Annotated in this window: 17 protein-coding genes; 9 read left to right on the forward strand and 8 right to left on the reverse strand. The window is 67.4% G+C overall.

The features are described from left to right. Positions 1-270: 270 nt before the first annotated feature. Together JRI60_RS14500 and JRI60_RS14505 are read right to left on the reverse strand one after the other, a co-directional pair. The gene (locus JRI60_RS14500) at positions 271-3,405 is read right to left on the reverse strand and encodes an efflux RND transporter permease subunit (RefSeq protein ID WP_204226420.1); all 3,135 of its coding nucleotides are present in this window, start codon (positions 3,403-3,405) and stop codon (positions 271-273) included. A gap of 11 nt (positions 3,406-3,416) precedes the next feature. Further along, complete coding sequence (locus JRI60_RS14505) at positions 3,417-4,598, reverse strand: efflux RND transporter periplasmic adaptor subunit (protein WP_204226421.1); 1,182 nt, start codon at positions 4,596-4,598, stop codon at positions 3,417-3,419. A gap of 604 nt (positions 4,599-5,202) precedes the next feature. Here JRI60_RS14505 and JRI60_RS14510 point away from each other — a divergent pair. After that, positions 5,203-5,355 (forward strand): hypothetical protein, encoded by a 153-nt coding sequence (locus tag JRI60_RS14510; protein WP_204226422.1) that lies wholly within the window; start codon positions 5,203-5,205, stop codon positions 5,353-5,355. 15 nt (positions 5,356-5,370) lie between these two features. Here JRI60_RS14510 and JRI60_RS14515 read toward each other — a convergent pair whose 3' ends face one another. Then, positions 5,371-11,127 (reverse strand): AAA family ATPase, encoded by a 5,757-nt coding sequence (locus tag JRI60_RS14515; RefSeq protein ID WP_204226423.1) that lies wholly within the window; start codon positions 11,125-11,127, stop codon positions 5,371-5,373. A 224-nt stretch (positions 11,128-11,351) separates the two neighbouring features. Further along, on the reverse strand, positions 11,352-12,221 hold the full coding sequence (locus JRI60_RS14520; RefSeq protein WP_204226424.1) for a class I SAM-dependent methyltransferase: 870 nt from the start codon (positions 12,219-12,221) through the stop codon (positions 11,352-11,354). A gap of 74 nt (positions 12,222-12,295) precedes the next feature. On the opposite strand from JRI60_RS14520, the gene JRI60_RS14525 reads away from it, so the two are divergent. Further along, complete coding sequence (locus JRI60_RS14525; RefSeq protein ID WP_204226425.1) at positions 12,296-12,733, forward strand: helix-turn-helix domain-containing protein; 438 nt, start codon at positions 12,296-12,298, stop codon at positions 12,731-12,733. Between the two features lie 213 nt (positions 12,734-12,946). Here JRI60_RS14525 and JRI60_RS14530 read toward each other — a convergent pair whose 3' ends face one another. Together JRI60_RS14530 and JRI60_RS14535 are read right to left on the reverse strand one after the other, a co-directional pair. Continuing rightward, the gene (locus tag JRI60_RS14530) at positions 12,947-14,452 is read right to left on the reverse strand and encodes a patatin-like phospholipase family protein (RefSeq protein WP_204226426.1); all 1,506 of its coding nucleotides are present in this window, start codon (positions 14,450-14,452) and stop codon (positions 12,947-12,949) included. 231 nt (positions 14,453-14,683) lie between these two features. Next, positions 14,684-15,628, reverse strand: a complete 945-nt coding sequence (locus tag JRI60_RS14535; protein ID WP_204226427.1) for a hypothetical protein — start codon at positions 15,626-15,628, stop codon at positions 14,684-14,686. Positions 15,629-15,809: 181 nt separating this feature from the next. Between JRI60_RS14535 and JRI60_RS14540 the strand changes: the two genes are divergently transcribed. The 7 genes from JRI60_RS14540 (at position 15,810) to JRI60_RS14570 (ending at position 24,157) form a co-directional block, all read left to right on the forward strand. Continuing rightward, on the forward strand, positions 15,810-18,731 hold the full coding sequence (locus tag JRI60_RS14540; RefSeq protein WP_204226428.1) for a serine/threonine-protein kinase: 2,922 nt from the start codon (positions 15,810-15,812) through the stop codon (positions 18,729-18,731). A 35-nt stretch (positions 18,732-18,766) separates the two neighbouring features. Further along, positions 18,767-19,600: a sigma-70 family RNA polymerase sigma factor gene (locus JRI60_RS14545; protein ID WP_204226429.1), complete on the forward strand. Its 834-nt coding sequence runs from the start codon at positions 18,767-18,769 to the stop codon at positions 19,598-19,600. Between the two features lie 405 nt (positions 19,601-20,005). Continuing rightward, positions 20,006-21,292, forward strand: coding sequence for an amidohydrolase family protein (locus JRI60_RS14550; protein ID WP_204226430.1), 1,287 nt, complete (start codon positions 20,006-20,008; stop codon positions 21,290-21,292). Positions 21,293-21,617: 325 nt separating this feature from the next. Continuing rightward, positions 21,618-21,968, forward strand: a complete 351-nt coding sequence (locus JRI60_RS14555) for a DUF1428 domain-containing protein (RefSeq protein WP_204226431.1) — start codon at positions 21,618-21,620, stop codon at positions 21,966-21,968. Between the two features lie 252 nt (positions 21,969-22,220). Beyond that, entirely contained in the window at positions 22,221-22,442 is a 222-nt protein-coding gene (locus tag JRI60_RS14560; RefSeq protein WP_204226432.1) for a hypothetical protein, read from the forward strand. 65 nt (positions 22,443-22,507) lie between these two features. Further along, positions 22,508-22,786, forward strand: coding sequence for a hypothetical protein (locus JRI60_RS14565; RefSeq protein WP_204226433.1), 279 nt, complete (start codon positions 22,508-22,510; stop codon positions 22,784-22,786). A 204-nt stretch (positions 22,787-22,990) separates the two neighbouring features. After that, the gene (locus tag JRI60_RS14570) at positions 22,991-24,157 is read left to right on the forward strand and encodes an MFS transporter (protein ID WP_239470528.1); all 1,167 of its coding nucleotides are present in this window, start codon (positions 22,991-22,993) and stop codon (positions 24,155-24,157) included. A gap of 47 nt (positions 24,158-24,204) precedes the next feature. Here JRI60_RS14570 and JRI60_RS14575 read toward each other — a convergent pair whose 3' ends face one another. Beyond that, positions 24,205-24,972 (reverse strand): trypsin-like serine peptidase, encoded by a 768-nt coding sequence (locus JRI60_RS14575; RefSeq protein ID WP_204226435.1) that lies wholly within the window; start codon positions 24,970-24,972, stop codon positions 24,205-24,207. Positions 24,973-24,975: 3 nt separating this feature from the next. Further along, positions 24,976-25,740: a zinc-dependent metalloprotease gene (locus JRI60_RS14580; protein ID WP_204226436.1), complete on the reverse strand. Its 765-nt coding sequence runs from the start codon at positions 25,738-25,740 to the stop codon at positions 24,976-24,978. Positions 25,741-25,954: the final 214 nt, after the last annotated feature.

The following is a 25,954-nucleotide window of genomic DNA, read 5'->3' on the forward strand; positions in this document are numbered from 1 at the left end:
CATTATCATTTTCAGTACGTGTTAAATCCATTGCCGCGTCCTGTCAAGAAGTGTGAGGGGCCTCAGGCGCTGGCGCGCGGCTTGAGCGAGGTGCGTCCTGTGGCCCAGGTTGAGCTGCGCCGTCTGCACAGCGACCTTGGCCGCGGCGATGTCCGCGAGGGACACCTTGTGCGCCGCGGTGACGTTCTCGTACTCCTGTTGGCTGATGGCCCGCGCCGCCAGCAGCTCCGTGTAGCGCTCCGCCGGGAGGCGGTTGGACCGAGTTCCCGTTCAATTCGTGGCTTCTGGGAAACGCGCCGCTCCGGTTTCCGCGGGCCTCGGGCTGAGCAGCCGCATGATGAAGACGTAGAAGACCGGCACGAAGAGCACCGCGAGCACCGTGGCGGACAGCATTCCCCCGAGCACTCCCGTGCCAATCGCTCGCTGGCTGGCGGCTCCGGGCCCACTCGCGATGGCGAGTGGGACCACGCCCAGCGTGAAGGCGAGCGAGGTCATGAGGATGGGACGGAAGCGCAGCTGCGCGGCCTCGAGCGCCGCGTCCAGGAGCGGTTTGCCCTGCTCCCGGAGCTCCTTGGCGAACTCGATGATCAGAATGGCGTTCTTCGCCGACAAACCGATGATCGTGATGAGTCCGACCTTGAAATAGACATCGTTGCTCATTCCCCGGAGCATGACGGCCAGCACCGAGCCGAGCACTCCCAGGGGAACGACGAGCAACACGGCCAGGGGAATGGACCAGCTCTCATAGAGGGCGGCCAGGCACAGGAACACGAACAGCATGGACAGTGCGATCAGGAACGGAGCCTGCGAGCCCGACTGGATTTCCTGCAGGGATTGCCCGCTCCAGTCGAAACCAAACCCTCGCGGAAGCTGGCTCGCCAGGCGCTCCATCTCCTGGAGGGCTTCACCGCTCGAATGGCCGGGAGCCGCGTTTCCGCTGATGCGGACGGCGGGGTAGCCGTTGTAACCGACGACCTGGGAGGACCCCACCCGCCAGTCCACCGAGGCGAAGGCGGAGAGGGGCACCAGGGTGCCCTGGCGGTTGCGCACGGTGAGTGCGAGGAGATCCTCCGTCTGCATGCGCCGGCTTCCCTCCGCCTGGACGATCACCCGCTGCATCCGGCCCGCGTTGGGAAAGTCATTGGAGTAGGCCGACCCCAGGTTGGTGGAGAGGGTTTCGTTGATTTCGGCGAACGTGAGCCCGAGCGCGCTGGCCTTCTCTCGATCGATGCGGAGCTGGACCTGCGGCGCGTTCGCCAGACCCTCGAACATCACGCCGGAGAGGACGGAACTCCGGGCGGCGGCCGCCAGCAGTTGCTCCCTCGCGGCGGCGAGCGCCTCCTGTCCCATTCCCGCCCGGTCTTCCAGCCGGAAGGAGAAGCCGCCTGTGTTTCCCAGTCCTTCGATGGGTGGAGGAGAGAGCGCGAAGATGAAGGCATCCCGCACCGCCGATAGCGCTCCATTCGCCCGCGCGGCGATGGCCTCCGCGCTGTTCTCGGCCCCCCGCTCATCCCAGGGCTTCAGCGTCGCGAAGCTCAAGGCCGCATTCTGTCCCTGGCCGGAGAAGCTGAAGCCCAGGATGGCCACGACCCGGTCAACGCCCGGCTCGGCCATCAGCGTCTTCTCCATCTGGACCACCGCGTCCAGCGTCCGGTTGACCGTGGCCTCCGGCGGCGCCTGTACTCCGAGGATGATGTAGCCCTGATCCTCGCTCGGGATGAAGGACGAGGGGAGCTGGACGAACAGCCAGCCGAGGGCCGCGAACACCGCGGCGTAGATGAGCATGAACCGGCCGGCCCGGTGCAGGGTGCGGCCCACGAGTCCACGATAGGCGTGGGACGTGCGCTCGAAGCCGCGGTTGAACCAGCCGAAGAACCCGGTGCTCGCGTGCGTATGCCCTCGGGTGACGGGCTTCAGGAATGTCGCGCAGAGCGCTGGCGTCAGGGACAGGGCGAGCAGCGCCGAGAACAGGATGGACACCACCATCGTCAGGGAGAACTGCTTGTAGATGACGCCGACGGAGCCGGGAAAGAAGGCCATGGGGACGAACACGGCGCTGAGCACGAGCGTGATGCCGATGACGGCTCCGGTAATCTGTTTCATGGCCTTCTGCGTGGCTTCACGCGGAGACAGGCCCTCCTCGCTCATGATGCGCTCCACGTTCTCGATCACCACGATGGCGTCGTCCACGAGGATGCCGATCGCGAGCACCATGGCGAACATGGTCAGCACGTTGATGGAGAAGCCCATCGCGAACATCACCGCGCAGGTGCCGAGCAGGGCGATGGGGACGATGATGGTGGGGATGAGCGTGTAGCGGATGTTCTGGAGGAACAGGAACATCACCAGGAAGACCAGGAGCACCGCCTCGGCGAGCGTGTGGAGGACCTTCTCGATGGACACCCCCACGAACGGGGCCGTGTCATAGGGAATGTCGTACGCGACGCCCGCAGGGAAGAACCGGGCCAGCTCTTCCATCTTCGCTCGGACCGCCGTCGAGGTCGCGAGGGCATTGCCCGTGGGGGACAACTGGACACCGATCGCCGCGCTCGGCTGCCCATTGAGGCGTGAGGACATGGAATAGCTCTGCCCGCCCAGCTCCACGCGGGCCACGTCCCGCAGGCGCACGGAGGAACCATCCGCGTTCGCGCGAAGCACGATGGCGCCGAACTCCTCCGGCGAGGTCAACTGGCCCTTCACCAGCACGGTCGCCGCGACCTTCTGTGTCGCCGGTCCGGGTTGCGCGCCGAGTGAGCCCGCCGCGACCTGGGCGTTCTGCGCGCGAATGGCGTTCGTCACGTCCTGGGAGGTGAGGCCCAGTCCCATCAGCTTGTTCGGATCCACCCAGATGCGCATGGCGCGCTCGAAGGAGAAGAGCTGCGCCCGGCCCACGCCCGGGATGCGCCGCAACTCATTGAGCACGTTGCGCGAGAGGTAATCCCCCAGGCCGATCTCGTCGAAGGAGTCGTCGGTGGAGCTCAACGTCACCATCAAGAGGAAGCCACTGGCCGCTTCCTCGATCTGAAGGCCCTGCTGCGACACGGCGAGCGGCAACCGCGGCTCGACCCGTTTGACCCGGTTCTGGAGATCCACGGCGGCCAGGGCGGGGTCCGTCCCCGGCGCGAACGTCGCGGTGATGGAGACCGCTCCCGTCGCCTCGCTGGTCGACTCGAAGTAGAGCAACGACTTCGTGCCGTTGAGCTCCTCCTCGATGATGCGCGTGACGCTCTGGTAGAGGTCCTCGGGCGACGCGCCCGGATAGAAGGTCGAGATGGTGATCTGCGGCGGCGCCACGTTGGGGTACTGCGCCACCGGCAGGTTGGGGATGGCGAGCACGCCCCCCATGATGATGAACAGCGCGATGACCCAGGCGAAGATGGGCCTGTCGATGAAGAAACGAGGCATGGCGGTGGGCCCTATCGAGGCTGGGAGGGGTTGATGCCGGCTCCAGGCGCGGTCCAGGTCACCGGCTTGACCGGTGCGCCCGCGGCGATCTTCTGGAAGCCCTCGACGATGACCTGATCGCCTGCCTTCAGGCCTTCCTGGATCACCGCCTGCTCCTGGTAGACGCGGGAGATCCGCACCGGGCGCACCTCGGCGGTGCCGTTGCCCGCGACAACGAAGACCTGGGACTTGCCCGCGTTATCCCGCTGGATGGCCTGCTGGGGCACGGCGAGCGCCTCGCTCAGGGTGCCCTGTTCGATCCGTCCTCGCACATACATGCCAGGAAGAAGCTCGGCGTCTGGATTGGGGAACTCACCGCGCACCGTCACCTGGCCGCTGCCGGGATCCACCGTCACGTCCGAGAAGAGCAGCCGCCCCGGCTTCGAATAGCGGGAGCCATCGTCGAGCACCAGCTGGACGTTCGCCTGCTCGGGGGTGCTGTTCTGGATCCGCCCGTCCTTGAACGCCTGGCGCAGACGGTGCAGTTCCATCGCGGGCTGGGTGAAGTCCACGTAGACCGGATCGAGCTGCTGGATGAGCGCGAGCGCCGTGGGATCTCCCTCGCGCACGAGCGCGCCTTCCGTCACCAGGGCCCGGCCGATCCTTCCTCCGATGGGCGCCCGGATCGTCGTGTACTCCAGGTTGAGCTCCGCGCGGCGCACTGCCGCCCGGGCCGCCGTCACATCGGCCTCCGCACGTCGGAGCGCCGCCTGGAGCGTCTCGTACTGCTCCTGCGTGATGACGCCGCTGGCCAGGAGCTTTTCGCCTCGTTCCGCCTGCTGGCGGGCCTCCGTGGCCGTCACCTCGGCTTTCGCCAACACGGCCCTCGCGCTGGCACGTTCGACCTCGTACATCGACGCGTCGAGCTTGAAGAGCACGTCCCCCGCCTTCACGCTGCCACCCTGCCGGAAGACGCGCTCGACGATGATGCCGGACACGCGCGGACGCACCTCGGCGCTTCGTGTCGGAGTGATGCGCCCCGGCAATTCATCGAGCACCGGAATGCTCGAGAGTTGCACCGTGATCGTTCCCACCTCCACGGCTGGAGGAGCGGCCGGAGGAGGCGCTTCGGGTGGCTTGCAGGCCGCGCTCCCCAGAACGGAAACGAGGGCGAGGGTGGAGAAGAAGGGCGTCCGGTTTCGAGCGGAGTGCATGGAGCGTTTCTGGACGGTCCAGGACCTGGACTGTGACGGGTGAGGGTGAAACGGAGCCAGGGCGCACACCGGCCACGTGGGGGCTCGCGATCAGGTGGGGAGGCTCGGTATTTCGAAAAGGCCCCCTACCTAGCGGCGGGATATTTGAGGGTCAATCGAATCGTGGCTCGAAGAAGTGCTCCGCGGGTGTGCCACATGGCTCGCTCAAGTGCTTTCCCTCACGGCCTTTCTCATCCTCTCAGCGGGTTGGATGTTGACCCCTGACTGCACCCGCGACTCCCGCGGGGGCCAGCCCGAGCTCCGACGAAGGGACATGGCGTTGCCTGACGCGGGCACCCGCTGAACCCAAAGGAGTGGTCGAGCCGGTGAACTTCACCAATCCCGTCACCATCGAGGCCTCCAGCAGGGGCGCTTCGACCTCGTGGTCTCCGGGGCGGTAGCTGCCTCGCCACGAGCCAGCCGGGAGAGCGCTCCACGTCCACCGTGGCGCTCCCGGTGAGGGACGCCGGACAGGGGAGCACGCGCTACCCGCGGCGCTCCAGCAGGGTCACCCTATGTGCATGCCGAAGGTCCTCTCCTCCGTCCGCCATCCGGCCCTCGCGCTGTGGCAGGTGTCATCATCTTCGCGCGACTGCCCGCCTCCTCGCTGTGGGCGCTGGGCATCGTGGTGGGCGCGGAGATCCTCTCCAGGGGCATCTCCATCATGGCCGGTGCGCTCGCGGTGCGCGGGGTGCCGCGCCGGCGGGTCCACACCTGAGGGGATGGGCAAGCGTCAAGCGTGCCCGACAACCTGCTGGACATCGAGTGTGGAAATGGGGGGACCGGAGCGCGGGAGCAGGACGGTGAAGCAGGTGCCCACGCCTGGAGTGCTGTCGACATGGATGGCGCCACCCAGGGCCGAGACGATCTCGTGAGCGATGTAGAGACCGAGGCCAAGCCCGCCGTACTCGCGCACGGAGACCGCGCGCACGAAGCGCTCGAAGACATGGGGAAGTCTGTCCGGCGCGATGCCGATGCCCTGGTCCCGTACGGTGAGGTGCGCGATGCCATTGTCGGAGGTGACGGAGAGCTCGACGGGCTTGTGGTTGCCGAACTTGATAGCGTTGGCCAGAAGGTTGGCGATGACCTGCTCGAGGCGCCCCCTGTCCCAGCGGCCTACGACGGGCGGAGTGGCCTGGATGAGGAGGGGTGAGCGGGAGCGGGTGGACTCTTCACGGAAGTGCTCGGCGACATCGCGGGTGATGGCGGCGAGATCGACTTCCTCGAGTTGGAGATGGACCTGGCCCGCCTGGAGACGGGAGACGGAGAGGAGCTCGTCGATGAGGCGGGTGAGGCGGCGTATCTGGAGCCGGGCATTCTGGAAGGCGCGGGAGATGACCTCGGGGCGAGCCGAGGAGCTGGCGCGCTCCAGGCCCTGCATGGACAGCTTGAGCGAGGTGATGGGGGTGTACAGCTCGTGGGAGGCGATGGAGAGGAACTCGTCGCGCAGGCGGATGGCCTCCTGGGCTTCGCGATACAGCCGGGCGTTGTCGATGGAGAGGGCGGCGCGGCGGGCCAGCTCCTGGGCGAGGGCGAGATCGGCGGGCCCGTAGCGGCACTCGGGGGTCACGCGGAAGAGGCTGATGGAGCCGATGCTCTTGTCCTGGGCGATGAGCGGCACGGCCATGACGGACCGGATGTCGAAGGAACGCATCACCTCGAGGTGCTGCTCATCCTCGCTGAAGGCCCGAAGCAGCTCGTCGGAAACCTCGGGGAGGACCTGCGGCTCACCCGTGCGCACGGCCACCACCCCCGGCAGCCCCGAGTCCCATCGGGGAGGATGTCTCCGCTGAGACTCGTGCAGGAGCGCCTCCTTGGCTGGGCTGGCACAGGCGACGGCGACGCAATGGAGCGTCTGGGGTCTCTCCAGCACGAGCACCAGGCAGCAGTCGGCGAGGAAGGGAACGGCGAGGCGGGCGACGCGGCGCAGGGTCGTCTCGTAGTGGAGGGACTCGGCCAGGACCACGGAGGACTCGGCGAGGAAGCGCACGGCGCGCTCGGCCCGGCGGCGCTCCTCTATCTCCACGTGGAGCCTTCCGAACAGGAGGCTGTTCTCCAGGGAGATGGCCATCTGCGAGGAGAGGAGCTGGAGGACCCGGACCCGGTCGGGAGCGAAGGCGCGGGTGGCGAGGTTGTTCTCCAGATAGAGCACGCCCGCGGAGGAGGCCTGACGGCGGATGGGAACGGCGAGGGCGGACTTGAGGGCGTGGGAGGCGACGTAGGGGTCGGAGGAGAAGGGGCTCCTGCGGGCATCGGCGAGGATGACGGCGTCTCCGGACTCGTAGGCCTGGGCCACCATGGAGGAGGGAACGTGCGGGGAGGAACGGAGGGGAGTGCGCTCGAGGGTGACGGGCTCGGAGGTGGAGCCGTGGGCTCGAACGAAGAGGGAGTCATCCTCATGAAGGAGGAGGGCGCCGCACTGAGCGCCGGCGACCTCGAGACACACCGTCATGAGCTTCTCCAGGAGTCGGTCGAGGACCACTTCTCCGGAGAGGGTCTCCGCGGCCTTGAGGATGCTGAGCAGGTCGAGCCTGGCGCCGCGCGCTTCCTCATCGTCACGCGTGGTGGGGGTCTTCCAGGGCAGGGCCTCGCCCAGGGCGAGCTCCGGGAACTCCTCTTCGAGCGCGGACGCCTTGGCCTTGGCGCCCCAACGAGCGAACCCCTTCACGGCGGCGCGGAGGTAGAGGGCGGCGATGCGGCGATGGCCGAGGGAGTGGTAGTACCGGCCCGCCAGATCGTGAGCGAGGGCCTCGTCCTGGGGGAACTCGTTCTGGTGAGCGGAGTCGATGGCCGCGTCGTACAGACGCATGGCCTCGCTCTGGCGGCCCTCGATGCGCGCGAGCTCGGCGGCGACCAGCTGATGCTTGTGGCGGAAGTTCTCCGGGCAGCCCCGGGCCCAGGAGTCCAGAAGGCGCAGGTGCTCCCCGAGCTGGGCCCGGAGGGAGTCTTTCTCGGAGGAGGGCTCGGGGTAGCACGCCGCGAGCGTCAGCGCCGTGTAGAAGGTGTAGTCGATCGAGGGGAGCAGGGGCTTCACGAGGTGGAGGGCCGCGCCCGCGGCGCGAGACATCTCCAGGGCATCGGCGATGTCACCCAGCAGGTAGGACGTCTGGACGCGCAGAATCTGGTACTCGCAGAGAACCAGGGGGCTCTCGCGGATGGAGTCGAGGTATTCGTTCTCGGAGAACGTGTCATCCTCGTAGCGCGCTCTCTGCTGGGTTCGCTCCTGGAGGCACCGGATGGCCTGGCGGTAGGCGAGGAGGATGCCTCTCATGTCCCGGTGACCCAGCTTCTGGATGAACACCAGGCTGGCCTCGCATTCAGCGTGTGTGCGAGAGAGCTCGGCGCCCATGGCGAACAGGACCTCCACCACCTGTGTGGCGGCAAAGCCGGCGAACATGAACTCATTGCCCTCCAGCCCGGCGGCGGTGGCCCTTCGCAGCAGCGGGAGGTTGGTCCGGTACGGCACCCGCCAGTACGTCACGCTCCCGGCGAACGTGGTCAGGCACCGGGACTCCTGTCTCGGATCCGCGTAGCGCCGGCTCAGCTCCACCCCGAGCTCGCCGAGCATCATCCCGGTGTCGTAGTCGCCCGTGGACACCCCGAGGGTCATCGCGTAGGCCACGTAGGCGTGCGCGGAGTAGGGGCTGTGGCCGTGCTCCAATGAGAGGTGGAGCATCCGTGCCTGGAAGAAGGAGAACAACCGGAGCTGGTCGGAGAACCATGCGGCCATGACGACGCTCGACATGAACCGCATGAGGGTGAGGAGCCGCGGATCCTGTATGGAAGGGGCCGCCAGGAGCTCCTCCCGGGTGCGGTCCCGCAGCAATCCGTTCACCGCGGCGAACTCCTCCGCGATCGCCCGTTCGAGCTCCCGCTCCGGTAGCTCCTGCCCCATCAATCGCAGCCCCTCCTTCCCCCACCGCAGCGCCTCCTGGAAGTTCCGGGAGATGGTGTAGGCGATGACGTGGGTCTCGTAGAGGTCCACCTTCTCGCGGTCCGAGGAGACGTGGGGCAGTGCGTCCCGGATGAACGCCTCGGCGAGAGCATGAGCCCCGGTGAGGTGTGCACACTCCGCCGCTTGCCGATGGAGCAGGAGTGCCAGCTCATGGCGTGACCGCCATGCCTCCCCCGGGAGGAGCTCCAGGCCATGCCGCAGGTAGACGAGCGCGGAGTTGAACGCCGAGGTCGCCACGGCCTTGCCGCCGGCCCGGCAGTACAACTCGGCGAGCCGGAGGCGCTCGGCTGGCCCCAGTCCTTCGAGCGACTCCAGACCCATGTCGAAGTGATCGACCACCTCGAAGATCCGCTCGTCGAGCTCCTGCTCGGAGACGCCTTCCAACAGCCGGCTCCCCACCTCGCGGTGGATGTGGCGTTTCTCCTCCTCGGGGAGCAACGAGTACACCTCCTGCCGGATGCGGTCGTGCACGAAGCGGTAGGTGGCGGTTCGTGCCGCGGGGCTCTCCGAAGCCTGACGCTCCCCTCTCGCGAAGCGGGGACCCTGGCTGGCGGGCACGAGGAGCCCTTCCTGGATGGCGCTCCAGAGTGCTCCGGCCGCGTCCTCGACGGACCTCCCCGCCACGGCGGACAGCAACCAGAGGTCCACGCGGCCCCGGAAGCAGGAGGCCATCTCGAGCAGCCGCTGGGTGAGCTCGGGGAGCCGGCGGATGGCCGGCAGCATCAGTTCGATGACGTTCTCGGTGACTTCCACCCGCGCGATGCGTTCCAGGTCCCAGCTCCACCTCCCCTGATCGGCATCGAAGGTCAGGAGCCCGGACTGGTGGAGGAACCGCAGGAGCCTCTTGACGAAGAAGGGATTGCCCGCCGTCTTGCGTAACAGCAGCTCCGCCAGGGGTTCGACTTGATGGGAAGCCTCGTGCAGGGTGTCGCGACAGAGCCGGGTGAGCGCGTGGCAGTCCAGTGGGGGGACCTCCAGAGTGCGGAGGGCCGCGCCCGCGACGTGCATCGCTCCGACGGTCTGGAGCAGGCGATGGTCCGGCCCCACTTCCTTGGAACGATAGGCACCGAGGAGCAGCACATGGTGGAGGTCCGGTGCCGTGGCCAGGCTCTGGATCAGCTGGAGCGAGCCCATGTCCGCCCATTGCAGGTCATCCAAGAAGAGGACGAGGGGACTTTCTCGGGTGGCGAAGACCTGGAGGAAGGCCTGAAACGCGAGCTGGAAACGACTCTCCGTCACGGTGCCGCCCAGGGACGCCGGGCGAGGTGGTTCCCCGAGGAGGCGCGCCAGCTCCGGAATGAAGCGGGTCATGATGCCGGCATGGGAACCGAGCGTCTCCCGCAGGCGCCCGCGCCAGGAGAGGACGGCGTCGGGTGGCTCCTGGAGCAGGCCCCGGACGAGTCCGCCCAGCGCCTCCACCAGGGAGGCATGAGGCACGTGACCATGGAGTGGGTCGAACTTGCCGAAGAGGAACCGCACTCTGCCCTCGAGCCGCCTGCGCAGCTCGTGGACGAGCGAGGACTTGCCGGAGCCGGCATCGCCCGTGATGAGCACGACCTCACTGGGACCCGAGCGGACGCGTGTCACGGCACGGCGCAGCGCGGCCAACTCGTGCTGGCGCCCGTAGAGCTTGTCGGAGATGACGAGCTCGCGCGCCCGGTCGTGCCAGGCGAGCGCGAAGGGCGCGATGGCACCCGTGTCCTTCCAACTGCGCCAGGCTCCGCGCAGGTCCACCTCGAGGGACTCGGCGCTCTGGTAGCGCTCCTCTGGCATCTTCGCCAGCAGCTTGAGGACGATGTCGGAGAGGACCTTGGGGATGGAGGGGTGCAGTTGCTCCGGGGGAACAGGTGATCTGGCCAGGTGGGCGTGGATGAGCTCGACAGGGTCCGCCGAGACGAACGGGGGGACGCCGGTGAGCATCTCGTAGAGGGTGGCCCCCAGGGCGTACAGGTCGGCCCGGTGGTCCACCAGCCGGTTCATCCTCCCCGTCTGCTCGGGCGCGATGTACGCCAGGGTCCCCTCGGACGCACCAACGAGTCCCGTGGCCTTCGTCGCGGTGCCGAAGTCGATCATCGTGAGCTGCCGGGTGTCGGGCCGCACCACGAGGTTGGACGGGTTGATGTCCCGGTGGATGATGTTGCGCTGGTGAAGCTCCAGGATGATGTCCGTGACCTGGATGGCCAGCTCCAGGAAGAGCCCGGTCTCCAGCGGCTTCTGCCCCAGGTGCTGTTCCAGATCCACCGGGCCGGCGTCCTCCAGGACGAGCGCCAGGACTCCGGCCACCTCCTCCAGCGAGATGGGCCTCACCACCCCTGGAACGTCCAGCCCACTCAACATCTCGTGCTCGTGGCGGAGCGTGGCGGTGGCGTGAGCGGCGTGCGGCCCGGGCTGGACCGCCTTGATGATCCGCGACCTGCCCGTGCGTGCCTCTCGGACGCGCAATACGGTGTACTGGCGCCCCTGATGGATTCGCAGAAAGTCGTTGTAGCCAGGAATCTGGAGCGACACGACCTCCCCCTGGGCGAAGCAGCTCACGATGACATTCAGCTCACGGTGGGGATGGGAGGCGTTCCTTCAGGAGCCTCGGGAAAGGGAGCCATCGATTGCTTGAGAGCATGGCCTGCAGGCTACTCCCCTTGTGAACGGATACGGCGCGCACGAAGCGCTGCTACAGCAGTCCCGCGCTGGAGAGCTCTCAACACAGCTCGGCGTGGGGCAGGGGGCGGCATGACCGGCTGGAAGTCCTACGAAAACCGCTCTCAACCGCGTTGGAGCGCGCTCGCAGACGGCGCTCGGGCGCTGACCATCCAGCAGGCAGCGGTATAGCGAACCTCAGCGCCATGCACATAGGGCTCAAAGGCGGCGCGGACGGTTTCGATGACTTGCGTGCGCGTCCGCTCGTTCGCCTCTTGCAGGATCAGACCCACGGGACCGAGCCGGGTGAGGTAGCCGACCAACTCGTTCTCGGGCAGGAGGCAGTCAACATCGAGCGGCCGGACGTCGATGTCGGCCCAGCCGCTCTCTTCCAGGATGGAAGCGACCCGATGCCGGTCCGCGAAGGCGAACTGTCCCGGCGCGTCTGGCTTGCGGGCGGGCATGCCCGGCAGCAGCGGTGCCGCGGCGCGCTCGGCCGTCGTCATGAACGGATTTTCCGCGGCACTTCGCCAGGCGATGCACCGGAGTGCGGCGTCGTCCCTCGCGGCGCGCCGCAGGTTCGCGAAAGCCTGGACCGGGTTGTCGAAGAACATGACGCCGAAGCGCGAAATGATCGTGTCGAAGCTCGCGGGCGCGAAGGCGTGGCTCTGCGCGTCGGCCCGGAGGAAGCTTGCGGTCGTGTCTTCCCGTTCGGCGCGTGCCCGTGCGGCGGCGATCATCGGCTCCGAAATGTCGACACCGATGCAATGGCCCTTCGCGCCGAGCCGCCGCGCAACGGCGAGCGTGGTGCTGCCCGTACCGCAGCCCACGTCGAGCACGCGGTGCCCAGGTCCGGCACAGACTGCTTCGACAAGCAGGTCTTCGAACGGCTTGAACATCTGGTCGAGCACCTCCTGTGCATCGACCCAGGCGTGTCCAGAACGGCCGTTCCAAAGCGTCGCCTGCCCGTTATCGGTCTGGTGCGTGACTTCCATGGTCGTCTTCCTTTGCTTGCCCACAAGGAGTAGAAGCCAACTGTGCCAGTTCAAGTCGACTTGAGGTCAAGAGGGTGAGAGACCTGGACATCGCCGAAGTGGCGCGGCAATCCGGCGTTCCCGCATCGACGCTGCGGTTTTACGAGGAAAAAGGGCTGATTGCCTCCACCGGCAGGCGCGGGCTGCGCCGCCTGTTCGAGCCCGGCGTGCTGGAACGGCTGGCGCTGATCGCGCTGGGTCGCGCCGCCGGCTTCTCGCTCGATGAGATTGCGCTGATGTTCGCGCCGGATGGGCGGCCGAGCATCGACCGGCAGATGCTCACGGCCAAGGCGGAGCAGCTGGACAAGACGATCCGCGAACTGAGCGCCATGCGCGACGGCCTACGGCACGCCGCTGCCTGCCCCGCACCGAGCCACATGGAATGTCCCACCTTCCGTCGCCTCCTGCGGTCCGCCGCGTCGGGGGCGACTGGAGGGCGAGGGAAGAAGGTTCCGCGGTCGCCGGGGAAGTAGTTCCAAGAGCATCAATCCGTTCGGGCACGCCGAGCGGATGGCCGTTGGGGAGCGAGCACGCCGCGGCGTGAGCCACTACCGGGCGGTCCGGAGCGTCGGCCAACGCTCCGCCCTCGCTCGCCACCTGGGCTCGAGCTGGAGGCGCTGGAAGGGATTGGAAGACGGCTCCCGCACCGGCACGCCTGCCCACTCATAGGGCCCGACATGCGGAATTCAGCGGGAAGGTGTCGGCTCGGGCCGGCCCGCCGCGGACTCCTGGCGCTGCGCCGCGTGGGCATCCAAGAAGGCCCGGGTGTAACGCGCACCCGTCTCCACCAGGAAGTCGAAGTCGGCATCCATGAGTTTGAAGTCCGACGTGCCGATGTAGTCGGTGTTGATCGGCACCGTGCGGTCCCGGTCCTCCCTCAACATGTCCTTGCGCTGACTGGTGGCGAGGATGGTGTCGAGCAGGTTCGACATGAAGTCGCCCACGGAGAGGGTCTTGGTGCGGAAGCCTCCCGTCAAGCGGGTGGTGAGGTCGACGTTGCGCGCGTCCATGAACTTCTGGAGCTCCCCCATGTCCACGAAGCCATCTCCGCTCTCGTCGAGCTGCTTGAAGATGTCCTGCACGTTGGTCGAGCCAAAGAGGAGGACGGCGTCATCGGCCGAGAACTTGCCGCTCGTGAAGAGCTCCTGGCTCTCCTTCCGGCTGATCCGCCCGTCTCCGTCGCGCTCGACGTTCCCCAGGGCCTCCATGAGCCTGCCGAAGGCGCTCTCCAGGGCCGCGACCCTGGCGCCCCGCTTCTGGATGTCGACATCCTTCGCCTTGCGCGCCCGGGAGAGCCTGGTATCCGGGCGAGGCGGCGGGCTGGCGCGCTCGGAGATCCAGGAGGACGTGATATCCCGGTCATCGGCACTGAACGCGGTGAACCCCAGCGTCGCCGGGTTGGCCGGAGAGAACGCCTTCGCCGGATCGGCGAGCTGATCAATCTGCGAGAAGGGCTGCAGCCGGCGCAGGAAGGTGTCCTCGGGACGCATCGAGAGCCACCAACCATCGAAGGCGCGCAAGGGGTAGTTCAGGAGAACACCGCCGTCCGTGTAGAGGTCCTCCTCGTTCCATGAACCACTGCCCGTGCCGAGCGTCCGCAAGACCCGGTACGGCCGCATGAGCACCGGGAGTGACATGCTGACGGTGACGGCGACCCGCACCGGCATGTTCGGCGTCGTCTTGGGATGGCAGTACTCGACGCTCATCCGGGACACGTTGGTGATCGGTACGCACAGCTCCCGGCCGGTCCGCTCGAGGACCTGCGCGAAGGTCACGTCCTTGGAGCCTGTCCGCGAAGTGAGGTGTTCTCCGACGAACTCGAGCAGGCGCGCGCCAGGGTTCATCCCGAAAGAACGAAAGATATTGAAGATTCCGCCGAGCATCCCCAGGCGAGCGTCCTGCATGAGCCAGGTGAAGTCGGTCGACCTCAGGATGTCGCTCATCTCCTTCGATGAGAACCCCAGCGCGGTCCAGGTCGCGCACAGGCTTCCGACGCTCGCGCCCGCGACCCGCACGATGCGCTTCGGGTAGATGCCTTCCTCCTCGAGGACCCGGAGGGCTCCACAGTATGCGACGCCCTTGACGCCCCCTCCCTCGAAGACGAGGTTCTCCCAGGGCCACTTCGACGCTCCGCTCAGATCCGGGCGCGTAAAGGGCGCGGTATTCGCTACGGCTTTCAGATCTTGGGCCATGCCAGAGGTTAACTCCCGCGCCCTGAATCAAGCCAGGGAAACTTGTCCGCCCGATGAGCAGGTCTGTGGTGAGGTTTACGCTGGAGTCATTTCCACAGCCGGTGGAGATCAGGACTCGTGAGGGTTGTTACGCATAAGACAAATGGGAGGCCTGTTGAGGGAGGGGGTGGGCTGATCTTACACATGGGCGAGCACGGCACTGTCGTTGCCGTGCTCGCCGCGGGACGACGGTCAGGGCCTGGTGCGCAGTTCGAGGTTGTCGAACCAGATGTCACTCACGCCGCCGTCGCTGCCCTTGCCGAAGCGGATGATGACCTGCTTGCCCAGGGGCCCGCCGGAGGCCGGGGCGGTGTAGGTCACGCCATTGGTCAGCACCCAGTCCGCGCCCACCGCGATGGGGGCCGTCGCCAGCGGCACGAAGGAGTTGATGTCGTTGTCGATCGCGGCGTAGCCGATCTGGTAGGGCAGCACGCCGGTGTTGTCACCACCGCCCTGGGCATAGCTGCGGAAGGTGTAGCGCTTGTTGGCCTGGAATCGCACCGTGGCGAGCAGCTGACCCACCGTCTCCTGGGTTCCGGCCGAGTAGTAGCCGAAGCGGGTGCCCAGGCTCGCGTTGCCGTTACGCGGGAACTGGGAGTGCCACGCCCAGGCGCCGCTGGGGCCCCAGCCGGTGAGGAGGCCGAACTGCGCGGAGCTCTGCGTCTCCATGCTCCCGTTGTTGAGCAGGATGATCGTGTCAGTGGGCGGGGTGACGGTGACGGTGGCGGTCTCGGAGATGTCGCCACACGTGGAGATCACCGAGTAGGTGCCCACGGCCGGCGGGGTGATGACATCCAGGCTGGAGGGGTAGCTCACGTAGCCGTTGGGGCCGAGCACGGTGATGGAGGTGCAACAGGAGGTGAGCTGGCCGGTGCCATTCTGGAACGAGCCCACGACGAAGCTCAGCCCCTGGGTGATGGAGATGTTCTGCTCCCAGGGCACCGAGACGTTCTGGTGCACGCGTGACTGGATCGAGTTGTAGGGGCACGTGGCCAGGGCCTGACGGCTCGCGGTGGCCTGCGCCTGCTCCGAGAGCTCGGGGGAGGGGCCGCAGCCAGCCAGGAGCGATGCGGCGCCCAACACGGCCAGGCTCATGTCGCGCCACGTCTGGAAGTGATTCTGTCGATCGATGCTCATGGTTGCCTTTCTCAAGAATTACGAATGGGGAAGAGCGCGTCCTCACGGGTGTGAGTGCCTCGCGCAGGTGACAGTCGTCGCCGCCGGATGGCGCAAAAAAAATGCAGGGCTGCTCGCGCCCCTACCTTCGCGCTCGCGCCCCTACCTTTACTTACCGGAGGGATTCATCTAGAGAATCTGGATGGACGGTCCCTCGAATGGGGCAACGGGCCGGTGCCTTGGTGAGAACACCCTGGATGGGCTGAGCCGCGGGCTCCTGTCCCCCGAGGAGCGCGAGGCCGCCGCACGCCACCTCGACACGTGCGATGACTGCCGGCAGCTTCTGGCCGCGCTGGGGCATGACATGAGCACGCCCGAGGTGGGGACGCCTCGGGAAACCTCCGTCACGGAACCGAAGCAGGCGAAGCCTCGCCTCACGGCGGGTGATCGGGTCGACCGCTACACGGTGCTGCACCTGGTCGGTGCTGGCGGCATGGGCGTCATCTATGCGGCGTATGATCCCGAGCTCGACCGGCGCGTCGCGCTGAAGCTGGTGCACGATGAGGCCCTTCCCAGCGACTCGCGGGAAGAGGCGGCCTCACGACTGCTCCGGGAGGCGCAGGCGCTGGCCCGGCTCTCCCATCCTCACGTGATACCGGTGTTCGATGGCGGCCGCTTCGACGGGCAGGTCTTCCTGGCCATGGAGTTCCTGGAGGGGGGCACGCTCGGGCAGTGGCTGCGCGCGCAGCCGCGCACGGCGGACGCCATCCTGGCGATGTTCCTCGACGCGGGCCGTGGGCTCGCGGCCGCCCATCGTGCTGGACTGGTGCACCGCGACTTCAAGCCGGACAACGTGCTGGTGGGCAAGGACGGCCGGGTGCGGGTGACGGACTTCGGTCTGGCGCGGCTCGTCTACCAGGGGGAACAGCGGCAGGCCGAGGGAGAGGCGTTGCCGCGAGCGCTGCCCGCCGGGGCCGAGACGAGAACCCAGACGGGGGCGCGGCTTGGTACACCGCCGTACATGGCGCCGGAGCTGTGGCGGGGTGCCCCGGCGGACGCGCGCAGCGATCAGTTCGCCTTCTGTGTCGCCCTCTATGAAGCGCTTCAGGGCGAGCGCCCCTTCACCGTGGCCGAGCTCGCGGACGAGCCGGGCCCGCTCGAGGGACGGCAGCTGCCACGTGGCAATCGCATCCCTCCCTCGTGGCGGCCGATCCTCGCTCGCGGTCTGGCCGTCGCGCCCGAGGAGCGGTTCGCGTCCATGACCGAGCTGCTCGATTCGCTCGAGAAGGCGGCATCGCAACGCAAGCGGCTCCTCAGGTGGGGTGCGGCCCTCGGAGCGGTGACACTGCTCGTGGCCGGCATGGGGTTCTTCTCCTGGCGCGAGCGGGCTCGGGACGTGTGCGCGGGGGCCCGGGAGCGGCTCGCCGGCATCTGGGACGAGACCCGGAAGGATCAGGTGCGCACCGCCTTCCTCGCCACCGGATCGCGCCATGCCCAGGCCGCCTGGTCGGGAACGGAGCTCCTCATGGAGCGCTACGCGAACGCCTGGGTGCGGATACGCACCGACGCGTGCGAGGCCACCCACGTGCGTGGCGAGCAATCCGGGGAGCTGCTGGATCTGCGCATGGCGTGTCTGGCGCAGCGTGGCGAGGCGTTGCGCGCACTGACCCTGGTGCTGAGCGCCGCGGACGCGGACGTCGTGGAGAAGGCCGTGCAAGCGGCGGGGCAGCTCCCCTCGCTCGAGGAGTGCGCCTCGAAGGAGGCCCTCACGGCGCCGCTGCGCCTGCCCCAGGACGCGGCCACCCGCGAGCGGATCCAATCCGTCCGCGCGCAGCTCGTCGAGGTGGGGGCGCTGCTCGCGGCGGGCCGGTACGAGCCGGGCCGGGCGCTCGCGCGAGAGGTCATCGATGCGTCGAAGACCTTGTCCTACAAGCCGCTCGAGGCCGAGGCGTACTTGACCCTCGCCCAGACCTACATCCACTCGAAGGAGGGCGCTCTGGCGGAGAAGGCGCTTCACCGGGCGCTGACGTTCGCGGAGGCGAGCGGGCACAGGTTGATCGCCGCGCAGGCGTCCATCCAGCTCGCCCAGGTTCATGGACTGATGCTGCGCCGGCACGAGCAGGGGCACCTCTGGGCGGAGCTCGGCGAAGCGATGCTGGAGCCTCTCGGACAGGTGCCCGCGCTCTCGGCGGAGCGGTTGTTCGTCCTCGGGTCCATCCTCCGGGATGAGGGCCGCGCGAGCGAGGCCGCCGCGCTCCTCGAGGAGGCGCTCGCTCTCCAGGAGCGCGTCCTGGGCGCCGAGCACCCCCAGGTGGCGAGGACGCTCAGCCGGCTCGCCTTCGCGCTGGCGACACTGGACCGCTTCGAGGAGGCCCTCGCGGCCGCGCGGCGCTCGCTCTCCATCAATGAGCGGCTGCTGGGCCCCGAGCACCCGGAGTGCTCCTCCTCGCTTCATTCGATCACGTTCGTCCTGGCGCTCTCGGACAGGAACGCCGAGGGAATCCCCTACATGCAGCGCGCCCTGGCTATCGAGGAGCGCGCCTTCGGCCCCAATCACCCCGCCCTCGTGAAATCGCTGATCAACCTCTCGAATGTCCACAGCGAGCCAGGTGACGCCATTCCGATCCTCGAGCGAGCGCTCGCGATCCAGGAACAGGTCCCCGGCGAGGCTCACCCCGACATGGCCTACATCCTGAAGAACCTGGCCATCAGTCACGGAATGCTCGGCCACTCCAAGGAGCAGCTCGCGTATGCGCAGCGCGCGATGGCGCTCGAGGAGAAGCTCCTCGGATCCAACCATCCGGACCTGGCGCAGACGTATCACATGGTGGGGCAGGCCCATTACCAGCTCGGAGCACCGGCCCAGGCGCTCCCCTTCCTGGAGCGGGCGCTGGCCGTCGCCGAGTCGCGCCCCATCTCGGAATCGTACGCCACCGGGCGGAGCGTGCGGGGGATGATCCGGATGACGCTGGCGAACACCCTCTGGGCCCTGGGACACGAGCGGGCGCGGGCGCGCACCGTGATGGAGGGCGCGCTCGAGCTGGCACGCGGGGGCGGCAGCGCGTTGGCCAAGGACGTCGCCGAGGTGGAGAAGTGGCTGGCCGAACATCCCCTCGCGCATTGAGGGTGCTATCTTCCTGCTCGGAGAGAGAGGGCCCGATGCGCGATGCGCTGGAGAAGGGGCTGGAGCGGCTCTTCCATGAGGGCCGGGAGGCGTGGCCGTCGTTGCCGCTCGGGGCCTCTTCGTTCGAGCGGCACGTCACGCGGCACCTCCCCGCGGGGAGCGACCCGGAGCGCACTCTCCCGGCATTGCATGGAGCGGACCTGTACCTGGCCTGTGCCTGCAAGGAAGGTGTTCCGGGTGCGATCGCCGCGTTTCAGGCGACCTATGGGGCCACGGTGGAGGCGGCGCTGCGCGGGCGGAGCGTGCCGCCGGCCGAGCGCGAGGAACTGAAGCAGGCGTTCTGGGAGAAGCTCTTCGTCAGTCAGCCCGGAGTCGCGCCGAGGATCGCTGATTATTCGGGGCGGGGGCCGCTCGGGGGCTGGGTGCGCGTGGCGGCGATTCGCGCCGCGCTCAACTTCCTCGAGCAGAGAAAGAAAGATTTGTTGGCGGTGGGGACACAGGTGGACGAGTTCCGCGAGCCCACCACGTCGGATCCCGAGCTCGACTTTCTCAAGTCTCATTACCGGGGCGAGGTCCTTCAGGCGCTGAAGGACGCACTCTCGGGACTCGAGGCCGACGAGCGCAATGTGCTGCGGCTCTACTTCCTGGATGGACTGAGCACCGAGCGGATCGCCACCGTCTACGGCGTCCACCGTGCCACCGTGGCGCGCTGGGTCGCACACGGCCGGGGGGAGCTGCTGCGAGGAACGCACAAGCTGCTCACTCAGAGGCTCCATATCCAGAAGGGAGAGGTCGAGAGCCTCCTCGGCATCGTCCGGAGCCAGCTCAGCCTCGCTCTGAGCAGCATCTTCCGGGCCGGGGACCGGTAGCGGTTTCGTTTGTAGACGGCCCGCCGTGTCCTCCAGCTCGCCGGAGGGCAGGAAATGCTCTCAGCTGATCAGTCCCACCAGCATTCATCCTTCTCCTTGCTTCTCCTGGCACTGGAACCGACATCCAGATCAAGGTGAAGGTCCATATGTCGGACTACCGCCTCGCGCCCGAATAACCCTTTCCCATCCCTATCAATGACACGCTCGCCGCCTGCCGGTGGTTGCTCGAGCAATGCAATGATCCAAGATTGATTGTCTTTTCGGGCCCGGGATGGAAATCGTCCGACGAGGCCGAGCTCGACGATGGTGCATAAGAGAGATGGGGGCTTCCCGCCGCCGACCGATTATGATCGGCAAAAGACTGCTGGGAGCGGGGCGATGAGGATCGGGGCGAGACTTCTGACGATGCTGCTACTGGCGGGCTGCGGCCATGCCGGCCTCTCCCGCGAGCCGCTGCCGGTGCCGCCGCGCGAGCGGATCGTGCCGCTGGTGGACGCGCACGAGCACATGATGAGCCCCGCGGCCATGGGCGTCGTCACGCTGCAGCCGCCGCTGCCAGCCATCGCCCTGCCGGCCGAGCTCGAGCGGCTGCTGCGGGCGCGCGAGGCGGTGACACGGCCGGTGCCGCTCGAGGCCGTCTTCACCGACGATGCCATCCTGATGGAGGCGGAGGAGGCGCGCTGGTGGACAGGCACCGACACGCTCGCCCGAGCCATCGGCAACCAGCCCGCCGGCCTGGTCTATGTGCCCAAGTCCTACGCGGTGGACGGAGCTGTCGGCTACGTGCTGGGCAATGCCCGGCCGGCGGATGTCGACGAGGAGGGCTACAACTTCCTCATCACCCTCCGGAAGAACCGCCAGGGGGAATGGCGCATCGCCTCGGAGATGATGACCCCCATCGCCCCGCCGGTCTATGCGCCGCCCATCACGGCGGAGAAGATCGTCGAGGTACTGGACGACGCCGGCATCCGCTACGGCGTGGTGCTGTCGCTGGGCTACTGGTTCGGCCAGCCCAAGCGGGAGATCTCGGACCGCTACGCCAAGACGAAGGCGGAGAACGACTGGACCGTCGCCGAGACGGGCAGGTTCCCAGACCGGCTGATCCCCTTCTGCGGCGTCAACCCGCTGGCCGACTACGCCGTCGCCGAGCTGGAGCGCTGCGCCGCCATGCCCCGGGTCCGGGGCATGAAGATCCATTTCGGCAACTCCCGGATCGACCTGAAGAAGCCGGAGCATGTCGACGCGCTGAAGCGCTTCTTCCGCGCTGCCAATGCTCACGGGCTGGCGATCGTCGTCCATTTCCGCGGCGACGTGGAGCCCTTCGTGCGCGAGGTGCTGCCGGAGGCGCCCGACGTCACGGTCCAGATCGCGCACATGGCCAGTGGCTGGGAGAACCTGACGCTCTTCGCCGACGCCATCGCCGCCGGCCGGCCGGGCACGGGCAACCTCTGGTTCGACTGGACCCAGGCCCTGCCGATCGAGGCCGAGAAGCGGACGCCCGAGCTGGTGGCCGAGGCGGTCGGCGTCATGCGCCGCATCGGCATGGGCCGCATCCTCCACGGCACGGACATGCCGCTGCGCTCCAACCCCACGCCGCGCGCATGGTGGCGCGGGACCCTGCTTACCCTGCCTCTGACGGACGCCGAACTGCGCGACATCGCCGACAACGTTCCGCCCTACATGCTGCGCTGAGGCAGCCCCGGAAGAGGAAGCGGGGCCGCGCCCGTCTCCAGACGTGGCCCCGCTGGGCTCCCAGGTCCACTCCAGCGCCCGGACCCTGAACTACTTCGCTCCAACTCAGCAGGTGCCTGCCCGGAGGCCTGACTGCCGTCTCCCTGCTGTCAGGGGCGGCCTGGGTAGGCGTGGGCCGGGAGCGCTCCGTGTCTGGATATTCCCGAGCCGGTGAGGCTGGGCTCGTGAGCGTTGTCTCCGACCTGGAGTCCGAATGGGGCGTGGGCGAGCGCTCCTCAGGGTGACTACGATTGCCGGTGAAGGCTCCCATACAAGGAGAGATGCCATGAGCTACATCGATGGATTCGTCGTCCCGGTACCTGTCGCCAACAAGGAGGCCTACCGGGCGATGGCAGCCAAGGCCCTGCCCCTGTTCAAGGAATACGGTGCGACGCGTGTCGTCGAGTGCTGGGGCGACGATGTGCCCGACGGCAAGGTCACCGATTTCAAGGGCGCGGTGAAGGCCGAAGCCGGTGAGACGGTGGTCTTCTCGTGGATCGAGTGGCCGTCCAAGGCCGTCCGCGACGAAGGCAACAAGAAGATGATGGAAGACCCGCGCATGAAGGCGATGGAGGGCATGCCTTTCGACGGCAAGCGCATGATCTTCGGCGGGTTCGAAGCGCTGCTCGACGCCTGAGCCGCTCTCTTCCAGTGGGCTTGCCCCGGGCCTCACCGTCGCCTGCCGTCCATGAAGCCATGCGCCGGACCGGGGCAACCGGACATGGATTCGATTCCCGCTGAAGCTTCACGCCCTGCGGGCTATGCAGTCGACGCTCGCTTGCCTGGGTTGGATGCTGACGGTTCGCGGTCGGCTCAGGAGCGTCGCGCGACAGACCGCGCGCATTCACCTTCATCACAGGAGGCGCCGTCCCAGGAGGGCAACCCGTCGATGTCTACACCCTCACCAGCAGGGGGGGAGAGTCGACTCAGGCGGCCCACGGCCATCGGCGCGCGCATCCGCCAGGAGGACGAGCAGCTCCGCAACGGGCAGGACTATGACCACAGCTTCGTGTTCGACAAGGGCGGCAAGGCCGGCGAGCTGACGCTGGCCGCGCGCGTCCACGAGGTGAGGGCCTTCGAGGCCCGCACCGCCGCCAAGGTGGCGGGTTGACAGTGATTCCTCCTTCTCAATACGGTCGACACCTCAACCCGTAGTCAAAGCTTGGCGAGGCTTCCATGCGCGTGAAGAGTATGTTGGGCGGGCTGTTGGTGGCGGGGCTGTTGTCCGTGGGCTGTGGCGGCACGATGCCGGAGGAGCAGCCGGAGCAGAGCCTCGATCAAGCCCAGCAGGAGCTCGTCCCGAGCTGCCCCTCTGGCTACACGTTGGGCTCCTATTGGGACTGCGCCCAGGTTTGCGGCGCCGGGTGGGGCAACTTCCTGCGCTACTACTGCTCCAACGGATCGGATTACTACGAAGTGGGAACCGGCAGTGTGCGTTGTGGAGCGTGTTACTGACGTCCCACGCCCCCAGCCCCAGGAGAACCGGACCTGGGGCTGGGGCAGTCTCACCTCTCTCGGCATCGGCTCCAGTCTGCGGCCCGTCATCATCTCGATTTGATTCACCGTGTGTGAGTACCCATGACCTCCGCTGCAGACGTGGCGCCTCCTGATTCGAGCGCGCTCCGAGTCCCGGGTTACCGGACGTTTCTGATCACATTCATGTTGGCGATGATGGCCGACAACATCGAGCACGTGATCAGCTACTGGGTGGCGTTCCAGAAGTTCCACTCGGCGGCGCTGGGTGGGTTCGCGGTGGTGTCCCACTGGCTGCCCTTCTTGATGTTCTCGGTGCCGGTGGGCGCGCTCAATGACCGGTTCGATTCCAGGCGCCTCATCCAGGCCGGCATGGTGCTCTTCATCACCGCCTCCGTGGGCTGGGGCTACTTCTTCGTCACGGACTCCCTGCAACTGTGGCACGCCATGGTCCTCCTGACGATTCATGGCTGCGCGGGCGTGCTGTGGGGCACCTCCAGCCAGATGTTGCTCTACGACATCGTGGGGACTGGCTCCCTGGCCAGCGCGGTCCGCCTGAACGCGACGGCCCGGTATCTCGGGGTCCTGGTGGGTCCCGGTGTGGGCAGCCTCGTCATGCGGATGCTCGGGCCCACTTGGGGCATCTTCGTCAACACGGTGTTCTATCTGCCCCTGCTGCTGTGGCTGATGAGCGCGCCCTATGGCCGGCACTTCCGCGGAGTGACGACAAGCCCCAGGCGCGCCGTCCGAGGCCTGGCGGACATCGTCCAGACCGTCCGCGACGTGCGTGAGCTGCCGGTGGTCGCGGCCATGGTGCTGCTGGCGGGGGCGGCCTCCTTCTTCATCGGCAACAGCTACCAGGCCCAGATGCCGGGCTTCGCCCAGGACCTGGGCCATGGAGACCCCGGCCTGGCCTATACGCTCCTGCTGGGAGCGGATGCGGCCGGTGCGCTGCTCGCGGGCATCCTGCTCGAGACGCGGGGCACATGGCTGCGGACGGCGCCCTCTTCCGCGATGAAGCTCGCATTGCTGTGGGGCTGCGCGCTCTTCACGTTCTCCTTCATGCACGCCTATCCGGCGGCGATTCTCGTGCTCTTCCTGGCCGGGTTCCTGGAGCTCTCCTTCAGCAGCATGACCCAGGCCCTCGTGCAGCTGAATGCGCCGGACACCATGCGCGGCCGCGTGCTGGGGCTCTTCAGCATGTCGGCCTCCGGCTTGCGGGCGTTCAGCGGAGTGACCGTGGGGCTGCTGGGCAGCGTCACCAACATCCACCTGTCGCTCGCGCTGTCCGCCCTGGCCTTCATGACGGTGGCCGGCCTGCTGCTTCTCCGTCGACGCCAGCAGGGCGTATAGCGGGGACGCGGGCGCCGCTGCGTGGGGCGCGGCCGGGGAGGGGCGTCTCAGCGTTCGGCGATGTCGGCGCTCTGCAAGTACGGGGACGCTTCGACAATCACTTCCGCGGTCCAGCCCCTGTTGGTTCCGCGGCCGGTTTCGTCGCAATCGCCATCGGTGTGGACGCCCAGCAGGTGGCCTTGACGGTTGAGCACGCCCGCGCCGGAGCTTCCGACCAGGGTGTCCAGGTCCGCGTAGTAGACGAGCTGATTACATGAGTCCAGGAACCTGCCTTCGGCGATGACCTTGGGCAGGCCCCGGGGATGCTGGATGATCGCCAACCGCTCGCTGGACCGGGTTGTCAGCAAGACCGGCGTGACGGAGGGAAGCACGTCGAGCGAGATGAGCGCATAGTCGGGGTCGAACGATTGCTCGATGACAGTGCCCTCGGTCATCAGCGGGTCGCCGTCGGGCGCGTCCTCGAAGTTGAAGACCAGCAGCGACCGGTCCCCGAGCCCGACACAGTGCCCCGCGGTCAACACCACCGGTCCCGCGCTCGCTTCAATCAGCGTTCCGGTGCAGCGTCCGTCGATCATGACGACTGCGTCTTCCCGGTCCTGGATGTCAGCGAACTCGCCCTGGTAGCTGTTGATGGGGGTGAAATCGAGGGTCGGACCGCACTGCCAGAGACTACTCACCTCCGGTGTCCGCGGATTCTCGCAGACCGGAGGATCCGCGGGCACCGCATCTCCACAGGCCACAACGCCCAGGAGTACGGTGCCCGCGAGGAGCGGGCCCCACAGAGTCATGGATGGACCAGGGGGCTGTCGCGCCATCTCTCAGTAGAGGTAGTTCAGCGCGGTGATGTCAGAGCTGGTCCACTCGCCGGTCTCGGTCGACCGGAAGCAGGAGTTCATGATCGACGCGCCCACCGTGGTCGTGCTGGGCGTCCCGGGGATGAGGATGGCGCCAACCGTGGAGGCGCCCTCGTTGGTGGCGGCGCCGCCGCAGCTGATGGACCGGTTGTAGTAGTCCGAGTGGCGGAAGCCGACCGCGTGGCCGAGCTCGTGGGTGATGACGTGCTCGTTCACGTCAACGCTGTAGGTGTTCAGCCCGGTGCCGATGTTGATCGTCCCGTAGGGCTTGCCGCCCGAGGGGAAGCCAGCGGAGCCGCCGGCGCCGGACATGGTCGTCGCGGTGATGTTCGCGGTGCAGCCGGTGGTCGGTCCACGCGCGAAGGTGATGCGGAGCCCCAGGGAGTTGTAGTTGGCGATCGCCTGATCGAGGCCCTGGCTCAGCCGGGTGTAGCTGTTGAACGTGGAGGTGGGGTTGACGCAGATCTTCGTCACGGTGGTGCCGACGAGATTGGTCGTCCTGTACTGCTCCGCGCTCCCCTCACCAGACTGGAGCATCTCCTCGGACGCCTCGAGGGTCACGTGAGCGTCGAGCCCCACGTACACGGCGTTGTCGACGACCATGATGTCGTCGGCCGGAAACCCGGCCTTGACCAGGTTGGAGACGATCTGCTCGTTCTCGCTCTGCAGGTCGGTACCGCAGCCGACGAGAGCAACACCCGCCAGCAACGCCATCGAAAGCTTACGCATGGAGGCTTCCTTTTCGGGGGACTACAGGGGGTTGAACGTGGCCGCCTGGGGGTTCCAGCCGCGACCGCGCGCTCCTTCCTCAAGAGCAACCTTCGGGCCAACCCGTGGGCACACCGGAAAACAGGGGGTTGCTTGGCAAGTCGATTACTCCTGGAGCGGGGATGTGCCAGCCATCCTGGGATTTCTTGTAAAGAGTCCTGACGTTTCCTGGTGA

Origin of the sequence: Archangium violaceum (assembly GCF_016887565.1) — a bacterium.
GTDB lineage: Bacteria > Myxococcota > Myxococcia > Myxococcales > Myxococcaceae > Archangium > Archangium violaceum_B.